Source organism: Hydrogenophaga sp. (assembly GCF_026125825.1).
Classification (GTDB): Bacteria; Pseudomonadota; Gammaproteobacteria; order Burkholderiales; family Burkholderiaceae_C; genus Hydrogenophaga.
This window is the reverse complement of record NZ_JAHCKK010000022.1, coordinates 1-20,246: the sequence shown is the minus strand read 5'-3', so window position 1 is coordinate 20,246 and position 20,246 is coordinate 1. Positions and strand designations below refer to the sequence as shown.

General features: G+C 64.8%; 18 protein-coding genes. 9 read left to right on the top strand and 9 right to left on the bottom strand.

Annotated elements, in window-relative coordinates:
• Nucleotides 1–4 precede the first annotated feature (4 nt).
• The 3 genes from KIT86_RS09965 (at nucleotide 5) to KIT86_RS09955 (ending at nucleotide 3,162) form a co-directional block, all read left to right on the top strand.
• Nucleotides 5–1,198 carry an ABC transporter substrate-binding protein gene (locus KIT86_RS09965; protein ID WP_297397817.1) on the top strand — a complete coding sequence of 398 codons (1,194 nt, stop codon included), beginning with the start codon at nucleotides 5–7 and terminating at the stop codon, nucleotides 1,196–1,198.
• An 85-nt stretch (nucleotides 1,199–1,283) separates the two neighbouring features.
• Nucleotides 1,284–2,162 (top strand): branched-chain amino acid ABC transporter permease, encoded by an 879-nt coding sequence (locus KIT86_RS09960; RefSeq protein ID WP_297397815.1) that lies wholly within the window; start codon nucleotides 1,284–1,286, stop codon nucleotides 2,160–2,162.
• 10 nt (nucleotides 2,163–2,172) lie between these two features.
• Nucleotides 2,173–3,162 (top strand): branched-chain amino acid ABC transporter permease, encoded by a 990-nt coding sequence (locus tag KIT86_RS09955; protein ID WP_297397813.1) that lies wholly within the window; start codon nucleotides 2,173–2,175, stop codon nucleotides 3,160–3,162.
• Nucleotides 3,163–3,168: 6 nt separating this feature from the next.
• On the opposite strand, the gene KIT86_RS09950 is transcribed toward KIT86_RS09955, so the two are convergent.
• The 5 genes from KIT86_RS09950 to KIT86_RS09930 all read right to left on the bottom strand — a co-directional run bounded on the left by KIT86_RS09950 (nucleotide 3,169) and on the right by KIT86_RS09930 (nucleotide 9,250).
• Nucleotides 3,169–3,795 carry a sulfite oxidase heme-binding subunit YedZ gene (locus tag KIT86_RS09950; protein ID WP_297397811.1) on the bottom strand — a complete coding sequence of 209 codons (627 nt, stop codon included), beginning with the start codon at nucleotides 3,793–3,795 and terminating at the stop codon, nucleotides 3,169–3,171.
• A gap of 5 nt (nucleotides 3,796–3,800) precedes the next feature.
• Nucleotides 3,801–4,802, bottom strand: coding sequence for a protein-methionine-sulfoxide reductase catalytic subunit MsrP (msrP, locus tag KIT86_RS09945; RefSeq protein WP_297397809.1), 1,002 nt, complete (start codon nucleotides 4,800–4,802; stop codon nucleotides 3,801–3,803).
• A gap of 124 nt (nucleotides 4,803–4,926) precedes the next feature.
• Complete coding sequence (gene ccsB, locus KIT86_RS09940; protein WP_297397807.1) at nucleotides 4,927–6,294, bottom strand: c-type cytochrome biogenesis protein CcsB; 1,368 nt, start codon at nucleotides 6,292–6,294, stop codon at nucleotides 4,927–4,929.
• Nucleotides 6,291–8,447: a cytochrome c biogenesis protein ResB gene (locus KIT86_RS09935; RefSeq protein ID WP_297397805.1), complete on the bottom strand. Its 2,157-nt coding sequence runs from the start codon at nucleotides 8,445–8,447 to the stop codon at nucleotides 6,291–6,293. Before KIT86_RS09935 ends, ccsB begins: the two co-directional genes overlap by 4 nt.
• A 188-nt stretch (nucleotides 8,448–8,635) precedes the next feature.
• Entirely contained in the window at nucleotides 8,636–9,250 is a 615-nt protein-coding gene (locus KIT86_RS09930; RefSeq protein ID WP_297397803.1) for a c-type cytochrome, read from the bottom strand.
• A gap of 103 nt (nucleotides 9,251–9,353) precedes the next feature.
• Here KIT86_RS09930 and yihA point away from each other — a divergent pair, with 103 nt between their 5' ends.
• Together yihA and KIT86_RS09920 are read left to right on the top strand one after the other, a co-directional pair.
• Nucleotides 9,354–10,142: a ribosome biogenesis GTP-binding protein YihA/YsxC gene (gene yihA, locus KIT86_RS09925; RefSeq protein WP_297397801.1), complete on the top strand. Its 789-nt coding sequence runs from the start codon at nucleotides 9,354–9,356 to the stop codon at nucleotides 10,140–10,142.
• A gap of 26 nt (nucleotides 10,143–10,168) precedes the next feature.
• Nucleotides 10,169–11,110 carry an alpha/beta fold hydrolase gene (locus KIT86_RS09920; protein WP_297397799.1) on the top strand — a complete coding sequence of 314 codons (942 nt, stop codon included), beginning with the start codon at nucleotides 10,169–10,171 and terminating at the stop codon, nucleotides 11,108–11,110.
• Here KIT86_RS09920 and KIT86_RS09915 read toward each other — a convergent pair.
• Together KIT86_RS09915 and KIT86_RS09910 are read right to left on the bottom strand one after the other, a co-directional pair.
• The gene (locus KIT86_RS09915) at nucleotides 11,095–12,018 is read right to left on the bottom strand and encodes a lipid A biosynthesis acyltransferase (protein ID WP_297397797.1); all 924 of its coding nucleotides are present in this window, start codon (nucleotides 12,016–12,018) and stop codon (nucleotides 11,095–11,097) included. The genes KIT86_RS09920 and KIT86_RS09915 overlap by 16 nt on opposite strands.
• Nucleotides 12,018–12,869: a lysophospholipid acyltransferase family protein gene (locus tag KIT86_RS09910; protein ID WP_297397883.1), complete on the bottom strand. Its 852-nt coding sequence runs from the start codon at nucleotides 12,867–12,869 to the stop codon at nucleotides 12,018–12,020. The genes KIT86_RS09915 and KIT86_RS09910 overlap by 1 nt, the downstream gene beginning before the upstream one ends.
• A gap of 170 nt (nucleotides 12,870–13,039) precedes the next feature.
• On the opposite strand from KIT86_RS09910, the gene metK reads away from it, so the two are divergent.
• From metK to KIT86_RS09895, 3 genes are all read left to right on the top strand, one after another.
• Entirely contained in the window at nucleotides 13,040–14,221 is a 1,182-nt protein-coding gene (gene metK / locus KIT86_RS09905) for a methionine adenosyltransferase (protein WP_297397795.1), read from the top strand.
• 181 nt (nucleotides 14,222–14,402) lie between these two features.
• Nucleotides 14,403–16,454 (top strand): PAS domain S-box protein, encoded by a 2,052-nt coding sequence (locus KIT86_RS09900; protein ID WP_297397793.1) that lies wholly within the window; start codon nucleotides 14,403–14,405, stop codon nucleotides 16,452–16,454.
• A 27-nt stretch (nucleotides 16,455–16,481) separates the two neighbouring features.
• Nucleotides 16,482–17,282, top strand: a complete 801-nt coding sequence (locus KIT86_RS09895) for an SDR family oxidoreductase (protein WP_297397791.1) — start codon at nucleotides 16,482–16,484, stop codon at nucleotides 17,280–17,282.
• Between the two features lie 12 nt (nucleotides 17,283–17,294).
• Here KIT86_RS09895 and KIT86_RS09890 read toward each other — a convergent pair whose 3' ends face one another.
• Both KIT86_RS09890 and KIT86_RS09885 read right to left on the bottom strand, forming a co-directional pair.
• A complete protein-coding gene (locus KIT86_RS09890; RefSeq protein ID WP_297397790.1) occupies nucleotides 17,295–17,846 on the bottom strand; it encodes an NADPH-dependent FMN reductase in 552 nt (183 codons plus the stop codon).
• A gap of 73 nt (nucleotides 17,847–17,919) precedes the next feature.
• Nucleotides 17,920–19,671 (bottom strand): 7TM diverse intracellular signaling domain-containing protein, encoded by a 1,752-nt coding sequence (locus tag KIT86_RS09885; protein ID WP_297397789.1) that lies wholly within the window; start codon nucleotides 19,669–19,671, stop codon nucleotides 17,920–17,922.
• Nucleotides 19,672–19,908: 237 nt separating this feature from the next.
• Here KIT86_RS09885 and KIT86_RS09880 point away from each other — a divergent pair, with 237 nt between their 5' ends.
• Complete coding sequence (locus tag KIT86_RS09880) at nucleotides 19,909–20,199, top strand: co-chaperone GroES (RefSeq protein WP_204733408.1); 291 nt, start codon at nucleotides 19,909–19,911, stop codon at nucleotides 20,197–20,199.
• Nucleotides 20,200–20,246 lie beyond the last annotated feature (47 nt).

The following is a 20,246-nucleotide window of genomic DNA, read 5'->3' as shown; positions in this document are numbered from 1 at the left end:
CAGCATGAAACACACCGTCAAACTGCTCACCCTGGCACTGGGTGCCGCGGGGCTGCTCACCGCCGCCCACGCACAGGACAAAGTGCGCATCGGCTTCACCACCGACATGTCGAGCCTGTACTCCGACGTGGACGGCAAGAACGGCGCCATGGCAATCCAGATGGCCATTGACGACTTCGGCGGCAAGGTGCTGGGCAAACCCATTGAGCTGCTGAGCGCCGACCACCAGAACAAGGCCGACATCGCGGCATCCAAGGCCCGCGAATGGATCGACACGCAAGGCCTGGACGTGATGATCGGCGGCACCAACTCCGGCACGGCCCTGGCCACCGCCAAGGTGGCGGAAGAAAAGAAGAAGCTGTACATCGTCAACGGTGCGGGTTCCTCGGCGCTGACCAACGACGCCTGCTCACCCTACACGGTGCACTACGCCTACGATACCGTGGCCCTGGCCAAGGGCACCGGCAGCGCGATCGTCAAACAAGGCGGCAAGGACTGGTTCTTCCTGACGGCCGACTACGCATTCGGCCACGCGCTGGAGACCGACACCGGCAACGTCGTGAAGGCGGCCGGTGGCACTGTGAAGGGTGCGGTGCGGGCGCCACTCAACACCTCGGACTTCTCCTCCTTCCTGCTCCAGGCGCAAAGCTCCGGCGCCAAGATCCTCGGTCTGGCCAATGCTGGCGGCGACACCATTGCATCGATCAAGGCCGCGAGCGAATTCGGCATCACCAAGACGATGAAGCTTGCAGGCCTGCTGATGTTCATCACCGACGTACACAGCCTGGGCCTGAAAGACACGCAGGGGATGTACCTGACCGACAGCTGGTATTGGGACAAGGACGACGCGAGCCGTGCGTTCGCCAAGAAGTTCTTCGACAAGGCCAAACGCATGCCCACCAGCATCCAGGCAGCCAACTACTCGGCCACCACCACGTACTTGAAAGCGGTGACGGCGGCCAAGACCACCGACAGCGACAAGGTGATGGAGCAGCTCAAGAAGATGCCGATCAACGACTTCTTCGGCAAGGGCAACATCCGCCCCGATGGCCGCTATGTGCACGACATGTACCTGCTGGAGGTGAAGAAGCCTGCCGAATCCACCAAGCCATGGGACTACATGAAGGTCGCCGCCACGCTGCCGGGCGATTCGGTCTTCACCACCAAGGCCGATTCCAAGTGCAAGCTCTGGAAGTGATCTGATCTGGGCACCGCAGGCCACGGCCTGCGGTGTCACTGTCCACACGGCCTGACCTCCTCCAACCCCAACCCACGCACCGCCGATGGACTTCTTCGGAATACCCTTGTCCGCCCTGCTGGGCCAGTTGTTGCTGGGCCTGGTCAACGGCTCTTTCTACGCCATCCTGAGCCTGGGGCTGGCGGTCATCTTCGGCCTGCTCAATGTCATCAACTTCGCGCATGGTGCGCTGTTCATGCTGGGGGCGGTGCTGACTTGGATGGGCATGAACTACCTGGAGTTGAACTTCTGGGTGATGATCGTGCTCGCCCCACTGGCCGTGGGCATGCTGGGCATCGTCATCGAACGTCTTTTCCTGCGCTGGATCTACCGGCTCGATCACCTCTACGGCCTGCTGCTCACGCTGGGCCTCACGCTGATGCTCGAAGGTGTGCTGCGCTCGGCTTATGGCGTCTCGGGCCTGCCTTACAGCGCGCCCATCGCCGGAGCCACCAACCTGGGCTTTATGGTGATGCCGAACTACCGTGGCTTCGTGGTTCTGGCTTCCCTGGTGGTGTGCTTCGCCACCTGGTACGTGATCGAGAAGACAAAGCTGGGTGCCTACCTGCGTGCTGGCACCGAGAACCCCCGGCTGGTGGAGGCTTTCGGCATCAACGTGCCGCTGATGGTCACGCTGACCTACGGCTTCGGCGTGGCGCTGGCGGGCTTGGCCGGCGTGCTTGCCGCGCCGATCATGCAGGTCTCGCCGCTCATGGGGCAGAACCTCATCATCATTGTCTTTGCCGTGGTCGTGATCGGTGGCATGGGCTCCATCCTCGGCACCATCCTCACCGGGCTGGGCCTGGGCGTCATCGAGGGACTGACCAAGGTTTTCTACCCCGAGGCCTCGTCCACCGTGGTCTTCGTCATCATGGCCATCGTGCTGCTGATCCGGCCGGCAGGCCTGTTCGGCAAGGAAAAGTGAAGCCAGCCGCATGAACACGACCTCCAAGAACATTCTCTACGGCCTGCTGCTGCTGGCGCTGCTGGCCGTTCCCTTCATTGGCATCTACCCGGTGCTGGTGATGAAGCTGCTGTGCTTCGCGCTGTTTGCATCCGCCTTCAACCTGCTGCTGGGTTACACGGGCCTGCTCTCTTTCGGTCACGCGGCCTTTCTCGGCGGCTCGGCCTATGTCACCGGCCACGCTCTGAAGGTCTGGGGCGCACCACCTGAGCTGGGCCTGGTGATCGGCACCCTGGCGGGTGCGGTGCTGGGCTGGCTGGTGGGGTCGCTCGCGATTCGCCGCCAGGGCATCTACTTCACCATGATCACCCTGGCCCTGGCGCAGATGCTGTTTTTCTTCTGCCTGCAGATGCCCTTCACGGGAGGCGAAGACGGCTTGCAAGGTGTGCCACGCGGACGGTTGCTGGGCTTCATCGAGCTCGGCAACGACATGACCATGTACTACTTCACCTTGTTGATCACGGTGGCTGCGTTCCTGCTCATCATGCGCATCGTGCACTCGCCCTTCGGCCAGATTCTCAAAGCGATCAAGGAAAACGAGCCGCGAGCCATCTCGCTGGGCTACGACACCCAGCGTTTCAAGCTCCTGGTGTTCGTGCTCTCGGCCGCGCTGTCCGGTCTGGCAGGCTCGCTCAAGACCTTGGCCATGGGCTTTGCCACGCTCACCGACGTGCACTGGACCATGTCGGGCTCGGTGGTGCTGATGACACTGGTGGGGGGCCTGGGCACCCTGTCCGGCCCGCTGGTTGGCGCCACCGTGGTGATCGCCCTGGAAAACAAGCTCGGCGAGATCGGCCATTTCCTGGCTGGCGTGACCGGCATCGACTGGTTCAATGGCCTGGGCGAGTCGGTGACGATGGTCATCGGCTTCATCTTCGTGGTGTGCGTGCTGGCCTTCCGCCGCGGCATCATGGGCGAGGCCATTGCGCTGGTGGAGCGCTGGCGCGGCAAGCAGGCGTGAACAGGCTCAGTTCTTGAGCCGGCGCCACAGGCGCCAGGCCAGCAAGCTGCCGAGGATCGCGGCGTACACCGCCACCTCGGCAAAGTTGTTCTTGCCGGCGCGCATCCAGAAAAAATGCAGCACCGCCAAGCCCGCGATCACATACACCGCGCGGTGCAGCAATTGCCAGCGCCGCGCTCCCAGGGTGCGGATGGCACGGTTGAACGAGGTGGCCGCCAGCGGCAGCAACAGCAGCCAGGAGAGGAAACCCACCAGAATGAACGGGCGCTTGATCACGTCGGCCGCGATGCCTGCCACGTCAAACTCCATGTCGAACCAGGCGTAGGCCAGCAGGTGCATGCAGGCGTAGAAGAACACAAACAACCCCACCATGCGCCGCAGCCGCAGCAACGCAGGCCAGCCCAGGCTCACGCGCAACGGCGTGATCGCCAGCACCAGCACCAGGAAGCGCAGGGTCCAGTCACCCAGCGAACGGATCAGGGCTTCGGCCGGGTTGGCCCCCAGGCGATCGGCAAAGGCCGCGAACACCAGCCAGGCAAATGGCAGGCAGGCCAGCACAAACGCCACCGGCTTGGCGGCACCGTGGCTGAGCGCGCGATTGGCCGGCCCTCCGGCAGGCGGGCGGCGCTGCATGCTGATCAGTACAGCTTGCGAAGGTCCATGCCGGCGTAGAGCTGGCCGACCTGGGGAGCGTAGCCGTTGAACATCTGCGTCTGGCGCCGTTTGGCAAACAGGCCGCCGCCTTCACCGATGCGGCGCTCGGTGGCCTGGCTCCAGCGTGGGTGCGAGACCTCCGGGTTCACGTTGGAGTAGAAGCCGTACTCCTGAGGTGCGGCCACGTTCCACGCGGTGCGCGGCTCCTTGTCGGTGAAGCGGATCTTCACCAGCGACTTGCCGCTCTTGAAGCCGTACTTCCACGGCACCACCAGGCGCAGCGGCGCCCCGTTCTGATTGGGCAACACCTCCCCGTACATGCCGAACGCCAGCAGCGTCAGCGGGTGCATGGCTTCGTCCAGCCGCAGACCCTCCACGTACGGCCAGCCCAGCACGTTGGAGCGCAAGCCAGGCATCTGTTTGGGGTCTGCGAGCGTCACGAATTCGACGTACTTGGCACTGCCCTGCGGCTGCACCTGCTTGATGAGCTCGCTCAGCGAGTACCCCACCCAGGGAATCACCATGGACCACCCCTCGACGCAACGCAGCCGATAAATGCGCTCCTCCATCGGGCTGAGCTTGAGAAGGGCATCGAGATCGAAGGTGCCGGGCTTGTTCACCAGCCCCTCGACGGCCACCGTCCATGGCCGAGGCTTGAGGGTCTTGGCCTGGGCCACAGGATCGGACTTGTCGGTGCCGAACTCGTAGAAGTTGTTGTAGGAGCTGACGTCGTCGTAGGAGGTCAACGCTTCCATGGTCGCCGCGCCATCGACTGCGGAGCGCTTGCCAGGCAGAGCAGCAAGCTTGCCGGGCTTGGGGGTGGCCGAAGCGGCCTGGGCCCAGGCATCGCGCGCGGCCCAAGACCCCAAACCGCCCACCGCCGCCGCTGTCAACAGCCATTGGCGTCGGTTTCGGTAGGCCGAGGGCGGCGTGATCTCGCTGGAGAGAGGGTGATTGAAGCCGTTGTCGTGCGTGCGAATGAGCATGAGGCCATCCTTGCTGGAGACCACCGGCAGCGGAAGATGCCGCGTGGGTGGTTTGTCGATCCTAGGACCGAAGCGCTGCCGACAAGTTCCGGCGCCACCGCGCGCGCCGCGAACTTCCCTCGCGTCAGAGTTCGCCGTAGCTGTGCAGACCCGAGAGGAACATGTTGACGCCGATGAAGGCGAACGTCGTGATCGCCAGGCCCACCAGTGCCCACCAAGCCGAGACCGTGCCTCGCAGACCCTTCATAAGGCGCATGTGCAGCCAAGCAGCGTAGTTGAGCCAGACGATCAATGCCCAGGTTTCCTTCGGATCCCAGCTCCAGTACCCGCCCCACGCCTCGGCCGCCCACAAAGCGCCCAGGACCGTGGCAATGGTGAAGAACGCAAAACCGACCGCGATGGCCTTGTACATCACGTCGTCAAGCACCTCGAAGCTGGGCAGCCGTTCGGCGATGCGGCGGCGACCAAACAAGATGGCCCCCACGATCAGCGCCGACACGCCGAAGTACACAAACCAGTAGCTGCTGCCGTTCTCGGCCGCGGACTGGCGGAACACGATGGGCTCGAAGCACAGCACCACGCCCAGCAGCCACAATGGCGCGAGCTTGTACCAGCGGCTCTCGGTGGCGCTCTGCTTGATCAGGTAGGCAAAGGCCAGCATCGCGGCAATGGCAAAGGTGCCGTAACCGATGAAGTTGGCCGGCACGTGCAGCTTCATCCACCAGCTCTTGAGGGCGGGCACCAGCGGCTGGATGGCATGCGCCTCGCGCACGAGGGTGTACCAGAGCAGGAAGCCCACCGCCGCGCTCACCACGAGCATCGCAAAGGCACCCATGCGACGTGTCTTGTACTGGTCTTCGTAGTAAAGATAGAAGGCCGTCGTCATCCAGCAGAACAGCACGAACACTTCGTACAGGTTGCTCACCGGAATGTGCCCGATGTCGGGACCGATCTGGTGGCTCTCGTACCAGCGCACCATGGTGCCGATCAGGGCCAGGGTGACCGCCACCCAGGCCAGGCGGGAGCCAAGCAATTCAAAGGTGTCGCCCGCGCGTTTGAACATGCCGACCCAGTAAAACGCGGTGCTCATGAAGAACAGCACGCTCATCCAGAGGATGGCAGATTGGCTGGAGATGAAGTACTTCAACAAGAAAACCTGGTCGGCGCGCGCGAGATCGGCCGTTCCGGCGGGCGTCTGGTACAGCCAGATCGCGAGCAGCGCCATGGCGGCCACCACCACGGTGAGCGCACGCAATGGCCGCCAGAACCAGCCCAGCCAGATCATGCTGGGCACGGCACCCACGAGGATGGCCTTCTCATAGCCATCCATGGCGGCGTTGTAGCGCATGAACGCCCAGGCAGCCCCTGCCGTGACGAACACGGCGAAAAGCCAGTCCCAGACATTGCGGCGCGCGAAGTACCCGGGCTCCAGGCCCTGCCCTTGGTGACCCTTCTTCAGTTCGATGGTCTGCGTGGCGGCGGCGGTATTCATGGATGCACCTTCAACAATTGGGTCTTCAACAGCTCGAATTCACGGTCGGCGTCCATCGTCTTGCGATTCGACGACAGCGCCATGCGGGCCTGCGCGGATTGCGCCCCCGAGGGCGAGAGCCAGACCCAGAGCCGACGCTCGCGGACATAGAGCATGGCAAAAACGCCCAGGATGAGCAACAGGCAGCCCAGATAGACGATGTTCTGGCCGGGCGCGCGCGCCACCTGGAACACGCTGGCCTGCACATGTGTGAAGTCCTTGAGCTGGAACGTCATGGGCGCAGGGTAGAAGAAGGTGTCGCTCAGGCTGATCACCGACTGCGACATGAATTGCTGAGTGGCCTCACTGCGCTCCAGCGGAGGCAGGCCGGCGCGCTCGCGGCTGATCTGCATCAGCTCGAACAACGTGCCGTTGAGGATGCGCACCAGCACGTCGCTCGCGCGCTCGCGCTCGGCGGCGGGCACGTTGTTCTCAAGGAAGGCCGAGACAGCCTGCAGGCCTCCGCGAACAGGCTTGTCGGCGCCGCCGTTGGCGGCCGCCGGCTGCAGGCCGGGCGCATTGACCGACTCCGCACCGGCAAACAAGCCCAGTGCTCGGGTGGCCGAGGCGGCCAGGGCTTCAGCCAGCTCGGGGCGGCCGTCTTCCACCGCCGAGGCCGCGTAACGGCGCACCGCCAGATCGCGCATCTGGGGGTCGCCCAAGGCAGCGCGCAGGCGCACGAAGCCATCAAGACCGTCTTTGTCGTCCACCGGGATCCGGAGGTATCGGAACGGCTCGGCCGGCGTCTCGCGCAAGCCCAACAGGTACACGCGCGCGCCGTCGATCTCCACCGGCAGCATGTAGTTGTGGTATTCCACCGCCTGGCCGGCCGCGTCGCGCAGCTTGTAGGACACGCTCGGCCCCACGTTGCGCAGCGTCTTCTCCGTCGCCGTCTTGTGGCCCGAGCCCAGGCGGCTCTCGATCGATCCCCGCAGGTCCACCTTCCGCACATCGACGCCTTCGGCGGCATTGCTGGTGGCGAAATTCTCCACGTTGATCACGCGCAGGCCGGTGTACTCCAGGGTGAGCTTGTCATCGCCATTGCTCAACGCGGTCGAACTGCCGATGGTGCCTTCAATCTCGAACGGCCGCGTGGGCCCATTCAACGGCACGGCCTGCAGCTTCACGCGCGAACCGCCGTCGTCGAAGCTGGACTGGTAGATGTTGATGCCACGGTGGCTGGCAGGGTGGTTCACCTCCACGCGGGCTTCCTTGCTCTCCCCGGTCTCGTTGTCGTGGATCACGATCTCGCTGGCGAACAGCTTGGGCATGCCAGTCTCGTAGTACTCGACGATGAACTTTTTGAGTTCGACCGAGAATGGCAGGTCCTGCAGCAGCACACCCTGAGGCTGGGCGAGGATGGCCGTGCCCGCCGTCGTGCCTTCCGTCACCAGCAGGTTGCCGCGGAAAGTCGGGTTGCTGGCCGAGAGCCGGTGCTGGGCCGGCACATCGGCGATCAGCCCCCCGCCCATGAACGGCGTCTTGCCGTTGAACCAGGTCTGTGCGCGCACCATCAGGTCGCCGTCGAGCAGGCCGCCGATGCACACCAGAACAATGGCGCTGTGCGCCGCAAGGTAGCCAATCTTGTTGGCGGCTCCTGCTTTGGCCGCCACCATCCACCCAGTGCCCGCGGCGGTGGTTCGCGACTGCAGCTTGACCTTCCAACCCGAGCTCAACAGGACTTGGCCGATGCGGTTCGCCGCAGCTTCAGGCGTTTCACCCAGCTCACCCTCGGCCCGATGCGCAAACGCCTTGAGGCTCTGCTCGCGGATATTCTCCTTGTAGGCCTTGAGGTCGGCAAAGATCTTGGGTGTGTTGCGGGCAATGCACAGGCTGGTGCTGACGACCAGGAAAGCCAGAATCAGCAGGAACCACCACGCGCTGTAAACCGAGTAAAGGTTCGCGCTCCCAAACACGTCGGCCCAGAACGGGCCGAACTGGTTGACGTAGTTGATGAAAGGTTCGTGCTGTTTGACCACCGTCCCGATCACCGACGCAATGCAGATCACGGTGAGCAGCGAAATGGCAAACCGCATCGAAGACAGCAACTCGACCAGCTCGCCGACGATGCGCGAGCCAGTGCGGATTTGCAGGCCTTGGGTGGAGACGGTCATGGAGGGATGGGTGCAGGACGGTGCAGCAAAAAGGGCGGTTCCGGAAGTCCCGGAACGCGCCCTGATGTGATGTGTTTTTTGGCTGGCGGTTCAACGCCCGGCGGGGTTTATGGCATTGTGCCGGCAAATATTATTGATCGCTTATATCCCAGTCAGGCACGAGGGGCTTGAGCCGCCCTGGCAGGCGGTCAGCGCAGGCCGGCGATGTAGTCCGACACCGCCTGGATTTCGCGGTCGTTCATCTTGGCGGCCACACCGGCCATCTGCGCATTGTTCTTGCGGGTGCCGTCCCGGAAGTGCTTGAGCTGCGTGGCGGTGTACTCCGCCTGCTGGCCTGACAGGCGCGGGTACTGGGAGGGGATGCCAGCACCGTTGGGGCTGTGGCAACCGGCACAGGCAGCGATCTGGCGGTCGGCGATGCCGCCGCGGTAGATGCGCTCACCCAGGCGCACCAGGTCCTTGTCGGTGGCGGCGCCGCCCTTGGCCTTCTGGTCGGCCAGCCAGTAGGCGATGTTGCGCATGTCGGCGTCGGACAGGGCCGAGGCGAAGCCCTTCATGATGGCGTTGTCGCGCTTGCCCGACTTGTAATCCTGCAACTGCTTGACGAGGTACTCGGGGTGCTGTTGCGCCAGCTTCGGATTGGCCGGCGTCGTCGAGTTGCCGTCCGCCGCGTGGCAGGCCACACACACCTGACCGTACATGGCGCTGCCCTTGGCCAGATCGGGCTTGGCCGATTGCGCCTGGGCGCTGAACGACAGGGCTGCGGCGGCAGCGGCGCAAAGGAAGGAAACAGGCAATTTCATGACGGGGCGGGCGTCGGTTGCGACGGGTTCGGTTTGTGGGAATTCTCGGTTTGTCTGGACAAAGCCAATCGATTTTACAATGTCCCACCGGGAAAACCCCCAAATGACCCACCGCCCCACTCCAGCCCCCCAGACCGCCTCGCCGTCTCACGACGCCCCGGACCTCAAAGCCCCGATAACCCGCGCTGGAAAAACCATCGATCCCCTCAAGCCCGATCCCAAGATCGCGCACGGCTGGCTGCACACCGCCCGCTTTCTCACCACCGCCCCGCAACTCGAACACCTGCCGCCGCTGGAGGTGCCCGAGATCGCCTTCGTCGGCCGCTCCAACGCTGGCAAGTCCACCTGCATCAACACCCTGACGCAGCAGAAGCGCCTGGCTTTCGCGTCCAAGACGCCGGGCCGCACGCAAAGCATCAACTTGTTCTCGCTCGGCAAGCAGGGCGTGACCGACGCGGTGCTGGCCGACCTGCCAGGCTATGGCTATGCCGCGGTGCCACGCGAAGCCAAGCTGCGCTGGCAGCGCGTGATGGGCAACTACCTGCTCACGCGCGAAAACCTCAAGGGCGTGGTGCTGCTGATCGACCCGCGCCTGGGCCTGACCGAGCTCGATGAAATCCTGCTGGAGGTGATCCGGCCTCGCGTCGAGGAAGGCCTGAAGTTCCTGGTGCTGCTCACCAAGGCCGACAAACTGAACCACGCCGAGGCGCAAAAGGCGCTGTCGATTGCGCGACTGCAGTCCGGCGGCGGCGAGGCGAGACTCTTCTCGGCCCTGAAGAAAAAGGGACTGGACGAAGTGGCGCTGTTGCTCTGGCAATGGACCCATGGCGCCCACGCACCCGCCAAGGTGGCCGACCCCGCACCCGAAGACGAGCCGCCCTCGCTGGACTGAACCGTGCGGGCAACCGGAGAGCCCGCATGATCCAGACCTTCCAACAAGCGCTTTCCCACGGCATCACGCTCAGTTGCCGCGCCGCCGGCGAGCCCGGCCGCCCCGTGCTGCTGTTTCTGCACGGTTTCCCCGAAGCCGCCTTTGTGTGGGATGAGCTGCTTGTGCATTTCGCTCAAGCCGAGCACGGCGGCTACCGCTGCGTGGCACCCAACTTGCGCGGATACGGAGACTCGAGCGCTCCCTCCGACCTATCGGCTTACCGAGCCAAGCCCCTGCTGCAAGACCTGGGCGCGCTGGTCACGGCCATCACGGCCGACAGCCCCACGCCGGGCCAGCTGGCCGGCCTCATTGCGCACGATTGGGGCGGTGCGCTGGCCTGGGGCCTTGCCGCGCAACAGCCAGGCTTGCTTCGGCAACTGGTCATCATCAACGCGCCGCACCCCGCCACCTTCCAGCGCGAACTCGCTCATTCACCGGCGCAGCAGGCGGCCAGCGCGTACATGAACTTTCTCGTCCGTCCCGACGCACCGGCCTTGCTGGCCGAGAACGACTTCGCCCGGCTCTGGCCCTTCTTTACGCAGATGGCCGCAGGCACTGGGTCAATGGCCTGGCTCGACGAACCCATGCGCGACCGCTATCGGGCGATCTGGCGCCAGGGGCTGGCGGGTCCTTGCGCCTACTACGCCGCGTCGCCCCTTCGCCCACCCACGCCGGACGACGCCGGGGCAACGGCCGTGCAAGTGCCGCGCGAAAAGGCCACGGTGACACGGCCAACCCTGGTGATCTGGGGGCTGAACGACACGGCCTTGCCAGAATCCTTGCTGGAGGGGCTGGAGATGTATGTGCCCGATCTGCGGATTGAGCGCGTCGCCGGCGCCACGCACTGGATCGTGCACGAACAGCCCGCGCGCGCGGCCGCCTTGATCGGCGGCTTTCTGGACACCCCCGCCGATCAAAGATCGGCGTAGAAAGAACGCTCGTTGCCCGGCCGGGTCTTGAACCGCTTATGCACCCAGTAATACTGCTCGGGCGCCTGGCGGATGTAGCCCTCCAGATAGCGGTTCATGACCGCCGTGTCGGCCTCGGCATCCGCCGTCGGGTAATCGGGCCACGGTGACATCACCTTGACCTCGTAACCGTCTCGGGTGAGGCGGCTCACCACGGGCACCACGCAGGCGCGCCCCAGGCGGGCCAGGCGGGAGAGGGACATGAGGGTGGCGGTCTGTATGCCAAAGAAGGGCACGAACGCCGCGTCGCGCATGCCATGGTCCATGTCAGGCAACAGGTAGAGCGGCAGGCCCTGGCGCATGGCCGCGACCAGGGGCTTGATCCCCTGGCGCTTGCCCACGACGTGGGGGTTGCCAAACCGTTGGCGACCCTGCGCCATCCACCGATCGACGTCGGCGTTGAGCTGCTCTGCATACAAGCCGCAGAAGCGGCGCTCCAGGTGGGCGGTGAGTCCGATCCAGCCGGCGTCCATGCCCACGAAATGCGGGGCAAAGATCACGGTGGGCTCGTTTCCGGCCAGGGCTTGCAGATCGCCCGTGAGCTTCAGGCGCTTTTGCACCGTGGCCAGCGGCGCCTCCCACAGCCAGCTGCGGTCCAGCCAGGCCTGTGCGAAGTACACGAAGTGCTGGCGCACCGCCCGGTCGCGCTCGGCCTCGCTGCTCTCCGGAAAGCACAGTGCCCAGTTGATGCGCGCGATGCGCCGGCGCCGCACCGCCGCCAGATGGAGAACCTGCCCGAGCAACCAGCCCATGCCACGCACCCAGGAAAGCGGCAGCGCGGCGAGCACGCGCATGAAGGCCACCCCCAGGCGGTTGCCGAAGTTGCCAGGCGGCAGAGGTGCGTCGGAAGTGGGCGGCGATGAAGACATCAGGGCGACGGCGGTGTCGACCGGGGTGGCGACTTGTAGCGGTTGTAGGACCAGAGGTACTGGGCCGGGCATTCTCGCACCAGCGCCTCCATGGCCCGGTTGATCTGCGTCGCGGCCTCCAGGGGGTCGCGCGACAGCGGCCCACCATTGAGCGGCTCGAACGGGCGCACGTGCACACGGTAGCCACGGCCCCAACTCAAACGCTCACCCCAGCTCAGCAGGATCTGCACTTGGCCGGCATGGGCCAGACGGCCCGACAGTGTCATGGTGTAGGCATCGCGGCCAAAAAACGGCGCCCAGATGCCCTGCCCTTCGGGCGGCACCTGATCCGGCAACAGGCCCACCGCCTGACCGCCCTTGAGCGCCTTGATGAGCTGTTTCACGCCGGCCAGGTTGGTGGGGGCGGCGAACAGGCCTGGGCGCTGGCGTGCGTTGGCCACCAGATCGCGCAACCAGGGCTGGCGCGCCGGACGGAAAAGCACCGTCATGGGATGCGCCCCGCCAAAGCGCTGCGCATAGGCCTGTGCCGTGATCTCGAAGCAGCCCAGGTGGGGGGTCAGGAACAGCACGCCAGTGCCCTGCTGCTGCGTGGCTTCAATGTGCTCGGCGCCTGACCAGGCCACAGGCACGGGCCGCCCCAGCCACAGGCGCGGCAACTCGGCCACCAGCTTGCCCGACTCGCCGACCGTGGCCAGCGCCACGTGGCGGGCGTACCCCGCCTGGGCGGCATGCGAAAACAGCCGGTGCCGATACCGCGACGAGAGCACAAAACTCAGCCAGCCCAGCAACCAGCCCAACGCGTGCAGCACGGGCAGCGGCAGCCAGCTCAGCGCGCGGAAAAGGCCATGGATCAACGGGGTCACGAAGGTGGAAACGAAGGGGTGGGACGCGGACTTGGTCTAGAATTCCGCCATCGCCGAGTTATGGAACTAATTGCGGGGCGATTCACAAATTCCGCTAAAGCGTTCGCCGAACTCTGACAGACCGGCAACGCCGGTCAACCAATGTGGAGTTTATAGATATGGCGAACGATTTCCTTTTCACTTCCGAATCCGTCTCTGAAGGCCACCCCGACAAGGTCGCCGACCAGATTTCCGACGCAATCCTCGACGCGATCTTTGCGCAGGATCCACGCAGCCGCGTGGCCGCTGAAACCCTCTGCAACACGGGCCTGGTGGTGCTGGCGGGTGAAATTACCACCAACGCACACGTCGATTACATCCAGGTCGCGCGCGACACGCTCAAGCGCATCGGCTACGACAACACCGAATACGGCATCGACTACAAGGGCTGCGCGGTCATGGTCTGCTACGACAAGCAGTCCAACGACATCGCCCAGGGCGTGGACCACGCTTCCGACGATCACCTGAACACCGGCGCCGGCGACCAGGGCCTGATGTTCGGCTACGCCTGCGACGAGACGCCCGAGCTGATGCCCGCGCCGATCTACTATGCCCACCGCCTCGTGGAGCGCCAGGCGCAACTGCGCAAGGATGGCCGCCTGCCGTTCCTGCGTCCCGACGCCAAGAGCCAGGTGACCATGCGGTATGTCGATGGCAAGCCGCACAGCATCGACACGGTGGTGCTCTCGACCCAGCATTCGCCCGACCAGAGCGAGTCGCCCACCAAGATGAAGGCCTCATTCAACGAAGCCATCATCGAAGAGATCATCAAGCCCGTGCTGCCCAAGGAATGGCTCAAGGACACCAAGTACCTGATCAACCCGACCGGCCGTTTCGTCATCGGCGGTCCGCAGGGTGACTGCGGCCTGACCGGCCGCAAGATCATCGTCGACACCTACGGCGGTGCCTGCCCGCACGGCGGTGGCGCGTTTTCGGGCAAGGACCCCTCGAAGGTGGACCGCTCGGCTGCCTACGCCGCCCGCTATGTTGCCAAGAACATCGTGGCCGCCGGTCTGGCCAAACAATGCCAGATCCAGGTGGCCTATGCCATCGGCGTGGCCCGCCCGATGAACGTCACCGTCTACACCGAAGGCACCGGGGTCATCCCGGACGAGAAGATCGCGGCACTGGTGCAGGAACACTTCGACCTTCGCCCCAAGGGCATCATCCAGATGCTTGACCTGCTGCGCCCGATTTACACGAAGACGGCCGCCTACGGCCACTTCGGCCGCGAAGAGCCCGAGTTCGCCTGGGAGCGGACCGACAAGGCCGCCGCACTGCGCAAGGCCGCCGGACTGTAAGCATTCACCAGACGGACCGAGAAGCCCTGGGGCGTGAGCCTCAGGGCTTTTTTTCGTACTTTTTTCGGACAGCAGGGAAAACCATCGGTCGTAACAATTTGAATTTTCTGCGGCGGTGTCCGATATGGGAGTACAAGCCACCTTTCTGGCTTGAACAGCAACGACCCGGGAGCCTTGAACCATGGACAACTCTATCTGCCCAGACGGGATGGAAACGCCAGAGCAACAGCTCGAACGGCTGGTGGCTCTGCGCACGCAAGAACTCCAGACCGCCCTGGACAGCGCTCGTTCCCTCGTTGACCAGGCGCCTTGTGGCCTGATCACCTTCGATGACGCGCAGCGTTGCGTCCACCTCAACCAAGCCCTGTCGGGCTGGCTGGGCCATGGCTCGCCGGGCATGCCCTTGAATGAGCTGGTTGCTCCGCGATCGCGCGATGCGTTGACCACCCACGTGGAATCCCTGCGACAGAGTGGACAGAGCGAACCGGTCGATCTGGACTGGCTGCGTGTCGACGGCAGCCTGCTGCGCGCCCGCCTCGCCTCGACGCCGGTGTTCGATGCCGAAGGTCATTTTCTGCACGGCAGCGGTGTGGTCACACAGCTCGATGCGAACCAGACCAGCTCCGCCCAGGACAGCTTGCTGCGCAGCATCACCGACCGCATCCCGGCACGGCTGGCTTACTACGACAAGAACCTGATCTGCCGCTTTGCCAACCAGGCCCACGCGGCGCGCTACGGCAAACTGCCCGCCGAGATGGTGGGCTCGCCGCTGAGCCAGGTGGTGCGGCCCGACATCCTGCCGGACATCCTGCCGCGCGTGGCGCAGGCCCTCTCTGGCCAGACGCAGACCTTCGAAGCGGCGCGCACGGCCGCCGATGGCTCGATCAATTACTTCGAGATCCACTACATCCCCGACTTCCAGAACGGCACGGTCGAGGGCATCTTCATCGAATTGCACGACATCACGGAACGCCGCCGCACGGAAGAGTTCGTGCTGCATGCCAACCAGGATCTGGAAGAGCGCGTGCGCTCGCGCTCCGCCGAGCTGTTTGCCAGCGAGCAGCGCTACCGGCTCATGGTGGATGCGATCCAGGACTATTGCATCTACTTCGTCGACGAGAACGGCGGAATCACCGAGTGGACCGAGAGCGCCCAGCGCCTGCACGGCCACACCCGCTCGCAAATCATGGGCCGCTCTTACGAGGCGCTGCTGTCCAGCGACAACGCGGGCGAGGACGAGGTCGACCCCGGCCAGGTGCTGCGCCTGGCCAAGGCTCACGGTCAATGGGAAACCCGCGGCTGGCGCCTGCGCGAGGACGGCTCGCGCTTCTGGGCCCACACCGTGCTCACCGCGTTGCGCAACGAAGCCGGCGAACTGCAGGGCTTGTCGAGCATCACGCGCGACATGACCGCCGCCAAAAGCCTTGAGGACGTGATGAACGACCTCAACCGCGAGCTGGAAAAACGCGTCGCCGAGCGCACTCAACAGCTGGTGGCGGCCAACAAGGATCTGGACGTGTTCTCGCACATGGTTTCGCACGACCTGCGTGCACCGCTGCGCCACATCGCCAGCTTCGTGAGCCTCTTGCAGGAGCAGATGGGCGACTCCGCCGACACGCTGGCCTTGCAGTACCAGAACTCGATCGCCAAGGCAGCCAAACGCATGAGCCTGATGATCGAAGGTCTGCTGGAGTACGCCCGCCTGGGCCGCGTCGCCATCGACACACAACCGGTGCCGATCGCTCAACTCGTGGAAGGTGTGATCGCGCACCTCAAACAGGAAAACCCCGACCGCCGCATCGAGTGGGTGATCGAAAACGACCTGCCCGTCGTGCGGGGCGACGCGATGCTGCTCGCCCAGGCCCTGGGCAATCTGCTCGGCAACTCCGTGAAGTACACCCGTCCCCGTGACTTGGCCCGCATCGAGATTGGCTGGAAGGTCAGCCCGGTGGGTGGCCGCACCTTCTACATCGCCGACAACGGCGTGGGCTTCGACCTGGAGAAGGCGCACAACCTGTTCGTGATGTTCCAGCGCCAGCACCATTCCATGGACTTTGAGGGCACGGGCACCGGCCTGGCGCTGTCACAGCGCATCATCGAACGCCACGGCGGGCGCATCTGGTCGGAGACCGCACCCGGTGAAGGCTGCACCTTCTACTTCACATTGCCATTTGACGGCATGGAACCGGAAATGGCCTTCCCCGAGTCGTCGCTGGCCGAACTGCCGGCCTGATGCCGGAGGCGGGCCGATAATCGCGCGGTGAGCCCTGCCACCGCCCCGATTCCGTCCGCCTTGTTCTCCCTGCATAGCCGCGTCGCTTTGGTCACCGGCGCGGCCCGTGGCCTTGGCCTGTGCATGGCCAAGGCACTCGCCGCCCATGGCACCACCGTCTGGCTCAACGGCCGCGATCCCGCCGGCCTGCGCGACGCGGTGCGCCAAGTGCACGAGGCGGGCCAACCCGCAGGCGGCACGGCGCATGCGCTGCCCTTCGACGTGACCGACGAAGCCGCCGCCAGCGCGGCCGTGGCCCAGATCCTGGCCGGCAGTGGGCGGCTCGACATCCTGGTCAACAACGTGGGACAACGCCGGCGCCAGCCCCTGGACGAATTGCCCGCCCAGGCCCTGCGCGAAATGCTGGAGGCGAACCTTGTCTCTGCCTGGCACCTCTGCCGTGAGGCGGCGCGGCCGATGCGCGCCCAGGGCTTTGGCCGCATCATCAACGTCACCTCCATCGCCGGGCCGATCGCCCGCGCCGGGGACGCGGCCTACACCACGAGCAAGGGCGCGCTCGAAGCCCTCACCCGCGCGCTCGCTGCCGAACTGGGCCCGCAAGGCATCAACGTGAACGCGATTGCACCGGGCTATTTCGCCACCGACACCAACGCCACCATGGTGCAAGACGCCGACGTGGCGGCCTGGCTCGATCGACGCAGCTCGCTGGGCCGCTGGGGCCAGCCCGAAGAGATCGGCGGCGCGGCCGTGTTCCTCGCTTCGCCCGCCGCCAGCTACGTCACGGGCCAGGTGCTGATCGTGGACGGCGGCTACCTGGCCCACTTCTGAGCCGCGCGGGCTTCAGCCCGCGTGCCGGCGCACCCAGGCTTCGTAGGTGGACACCCACTTTTGAAGGAACTCGCGGCTGTCGGCACCGATGCCCCCATCTTTGTCAAACAGGCCCTCCTTGGCCTGAACAAAGGCCTCAGGCTGCCCGAGCGTGGGCACATCGAGGTAGGCCAGGACGTTGCGCAGGTGCTGCTGGGCGAGCGCCGTTCCGATGGCCCCCACCGACACGCCGATCACCCCGGCGGGCTTGCCGGCCCAGGCACTCTGGCCATAGGGGCGCGAGGCGTGGTCGATGGCATTCTTCAACACCCCGGGAATGGAACGGTTGTACTCGGCGGTCACGAACAGCAGGCCCTGCGACGCAGCGATCTCGGCCTTGAGGCGCTTCACCTGGGCGGCCTGGTTCGCGTCATCGTCCTGGTTGTACAGGGGCAGGTCGCCAATCTCGAGCTGCTTGAAGGTGAACTCCTTGGAAGCGAGCTGGGCGAGGGCCGTCGCCAGCCGACGGTTGAAGGAGTCGCGGCGCAGGCTACCGACGATGACACCGATCTGAAATCCACTCATGGCAAATCCTCTTATGGAACAGGTTGGAACAACAAAGGGCGAACGCCAGAGACTACAGGCTCAAGACCAACACTCAAGACGGTGTGGGTACCGGCCAGCGTGTCGGCAGGTGCAGCACCACCTTGCGCGGATCGTCGGCCATCTGGTCCAGCGCAGCGTGAAGCCGATCGAGGAGGCTCGTGTCGTCCGCCACCCTCTCTTCGCCAGGCAGCGACAGAGATGCCAGGCGAAAGCGCAGCGACAGGCCCGCCGGCAAAGAGGGCACCTGCTCAAGTCCCTTGGCCACGATGTGTTGCGCCATCAGCATCAGGTCGTCGGACTGCAGCGGTCCTTCGACCAGCACGGCAAACCGGGCATCGGCCACACGGCAGACGGTGTCCACATCGCGCGCCACATGTGAAAGGCGTGATGCGGCCACCACGAGCGCCCGGTCGGCCACCTCCCGGCCATGGCGGGAGACGATGTCCGCATGGTTGAGCAACTCCACCATCAGCAGGCCGCTCTGGTGCCCATAACGCCGGGATCGGCGCGCGGCATCGCGCAGGCGCAGATGAAGCACAGGCTCGATGGTCAGACCGGTCAACGGGTCTGTGCTCTCGATCGCGCGCAGGCGGGCATGGTTCTCGTTGAACTCCTTGGCGCGTCGATGCAGGATATAGAGCAGCAACGGGATCTCGATGGCAGAGCCGATGAGCACGGCGTACTGCGTGAGCCAGCCGTCCGGCAGCACGCCCGCGGCGCGCAGCGCAGGAAACGGGTAGCTCAGGTGCACGGGCAGGAAACCCAGCGCCAGCCAGCCCGCGTATTTCTCGCCCAGGCGCCAGGCCCAGATGCACAGCGCAAAGCTCAACACCACCGACAACAGGCCGTACACATTGAGCACCACATAGGCGAAGTGGTTCTGGAGCGTCAGATACACCGCAGGAAACAGCAGCCCGAACCACGACCACGCTCTCACGAAACGGTCCACCTGGCGATGGTGGCGCGACACCGCGCAGGCCTCGCGCACAAACCAGATGCCCGCCGCGGTGAGCCACAGCATGAACACCGCCGGTGCCGCGTCGTTCCACCAAGCCCAGTCGCGCCAGAAGAACACGCCGCCCACGCCTGTAAAAGCCGCCTGAAAGCCCAGCATGCTGGCGACATAGCTGCAGTAAGCGATGAAAGCCCGGTCTCCATACAGCCGCGCATGGACCCAACCCCAGAACAACACGAGCAGGCCAAAACCGAGGTAGCCCCCGATCATCAGGAAATTCCAGTAACGCGTTTCCTGCAGCGTGTTTTCCTCCAGCAGCATCAGGCGCGGGCTCAGCGGCGCTGGCCGGTTTTCCAGGCGCAGCCAGACCGGGCCCGTTGACGCGGCTGGCAAGGCAAACACCGGTGTCTGGTCCGGGTGGCTCCATTGCGACACCGGCAGATGGTCGCCGGCCTGTTGCGACGTCCATGTGCCCGAGGAGCCGGCCGTGTACAGGGTTGCCCGGTTGGTGAAGGCCGCCGCGCTCAGCACGAGGTACCAGCGCCGGCTCGCGTCCCATTCAGGCAACTCCAGTCGCAGCCACAAGGCGGCTTCGCCCAGGTCAAAGGACCGGTAGCCGCCCATCGGCTGGAAATCCCCAGCCGGTTGGCGCATGGCGTCCTCGAGGGAGGCCTGACCGGAGGCGTCGATCCAAAAATGCGCCCGCTGCGTGACGTCGACAGCAGGCAAAGCTGCCACGGCCTGGGCGGAACTCGGATTGGTTCCAAGGCCGCAGAGCGCAGCCAGAACGGCGAGCACGCGAAAAATGGGGTGCCAAGCCAAACCAGGGAAGGAGAACGTGCAATCCATGCCGGCATCGTAAATGTTTGTGTCTGCCGGGCGCCTCGTGGGACGGGCATCCAGCCCCCTCGTACCAGAAATAAACCCGAGTGCGCTTGAAATAGGGGGACGCCGCCCTTATGATTAGCACTCGCTGGCGTTGAGTGCTAACACCCAAAGCCAAGTCGACCAGCGGTATTCGCTGGCCCGCCCGGGCTGGCACCGCCGTTCTGAACAAACCCTATCCGTTCCATACCAGGAGATGCAATGAACCTTCGTCCTCTCGCCGATCGCGTGATCGTCAAGCGCATTGACAGCGAAACCAAGACCGCCTCCGGCATCGTCATCCCCGACGCCGCCGCCGAAAAACCCGACCAGGGCGAAGTCCTGGCGGTGGGTCCCGGCAAGAAAAACGACAAAGGCGAACTGTCCGCCATGAACGTCAAGGTCGGTGACCGCGTTCTGTTCGGCAAGTACAGCGGCCAGACCGTCAAGGTCGCTGGCGACGAACTGCTGGTCATGAAGGAAGACGACCTGTTCGCGGTCGTCGAGAAGTAATCCTTCGCCGTCATCCCCCCTCTTTTTACTGAATTCGGAGAAACAAC

What these genes read in the sequence shown, in the direction of transcription:
- KIT86_RS09885 (WP_297397789.1), bottom strand. Translation starts at nt 19,671, where the DNA reads ATGGATTGCACGTTCTCCTTCCCTGGTTTGGCTTGGCACCCCATTTTT.
- KIT86_RS09935 (WP_297397805.1), bottom strand. Translation starts at nt 8,447, where the DNA reads ATGACCGTCTCCACCCAAGGCCTGCAAATCCGCACTGGCTCGCGCATC.
- KIT86_RS09930 (WP_297397803.1), bottom strand. Translation starts at nt 9,250, where the DNA reads ATGAAATTGCCTGTTTCCTTCCTTTGCGCCGCTGCCGCCGCAGCCCTG.
- KIT86_RS09880 (WP_204733408.1), top strand. Translation starts at nt 19,909, where the DNA reads ATGAACCTTCGTCCTCTCGCCGATCGCGTGATCGTCAAGCGCATTGAC.
- KIT86_RS09960 (WP_297397815.1), top strand. Translation starts at nt 1,284, where the DNA reads ATGGACTTCTTCGGAATACCCTTGTCCGCCCTGCTGGGCCAGTTGTTG.
- KIT86_RS09920 (WP_297397799.1), top strand. Translation starts at nt 10,169, where the DNA reads ATGATCCAGACCTTCCAACAAGCGCTTTCCCACGGCATCACGCTCAGT.
- KIT86_RS09965 (WP_297397817.1), top strand. Translation starts at nt 5, where the DNA reads ATGAAACACACCGTCAAACTGCTCACCCTGGCACTGGGTGCCGCGGGG.
- KIT86_RS09890 (WP_297397790.1), bottom strand. Translation starts at nt 17,846, where the DNA reads ATGAGTGGATTTCAGATCGGTGTCATCGTCGGTAGCCTGCGCCGCGAC.
- KIT86_RS09955 (WP_297397813.1), top strand. Translation starts at nt 2,173, where the DNA reads ATGAACACGACCTCCAAGAACATTCTCTACGGCCTGCTGCTGCTGGCG.
- ccsB (WP_297397807.1), bottom strand. Translation starts at nt 6,294, where the DNA reads ATGAATACCGCCGCCGCCACGCAGACCATCGAACTGAAGAAGGGTCAC.
- metK (WP_297397795.1), top strand. Translation starts at nt 13,040, where the DNA reads ATGGCGAACGATTTCCTTTTCACTTCCGAATCCGTCTCTGAAGGCCAC.
- KIT86_RS09915 (WP_297397797.1), bottom strand. Translation starts at nt 12,018, where the DNA reads ATGTCTTCATCGCCGCCCACTTCCGACGCACCTCTGCCGCCTGGCAAC.
- KIT86_RS09900 (WP_297397793.1), top strand. Translation starts at nt 14,403, where the DNA reads ATGGACAACTCTATCTGCCCAGACGGGATGGAAACGCCAGAGCAACAG.
- yihA (WP_297397801.1), top strand. Translation starts at nt 9,354, where the DNA reads ATGACCCACCGCCCCACTCCAGCCCCCCAGACCGCCTCGCCGTCTCAC.
- msrP (WP_297397809.1), bottom strand. Translation starts at nt 4,802, where the DNA reads ATGCTCATTCGCACGCACGACAACGGCTTCAATCACCCTCTCTCCAGC.
- KIT86_RS09950 (WP_297397811.1), bottom strand. Translation starts at nt 3,795, where the DNA reads ATGCAGCGCCGCCCGCCTGCCGGAGGGCCGGCCAATCGCGCGCTCAGC.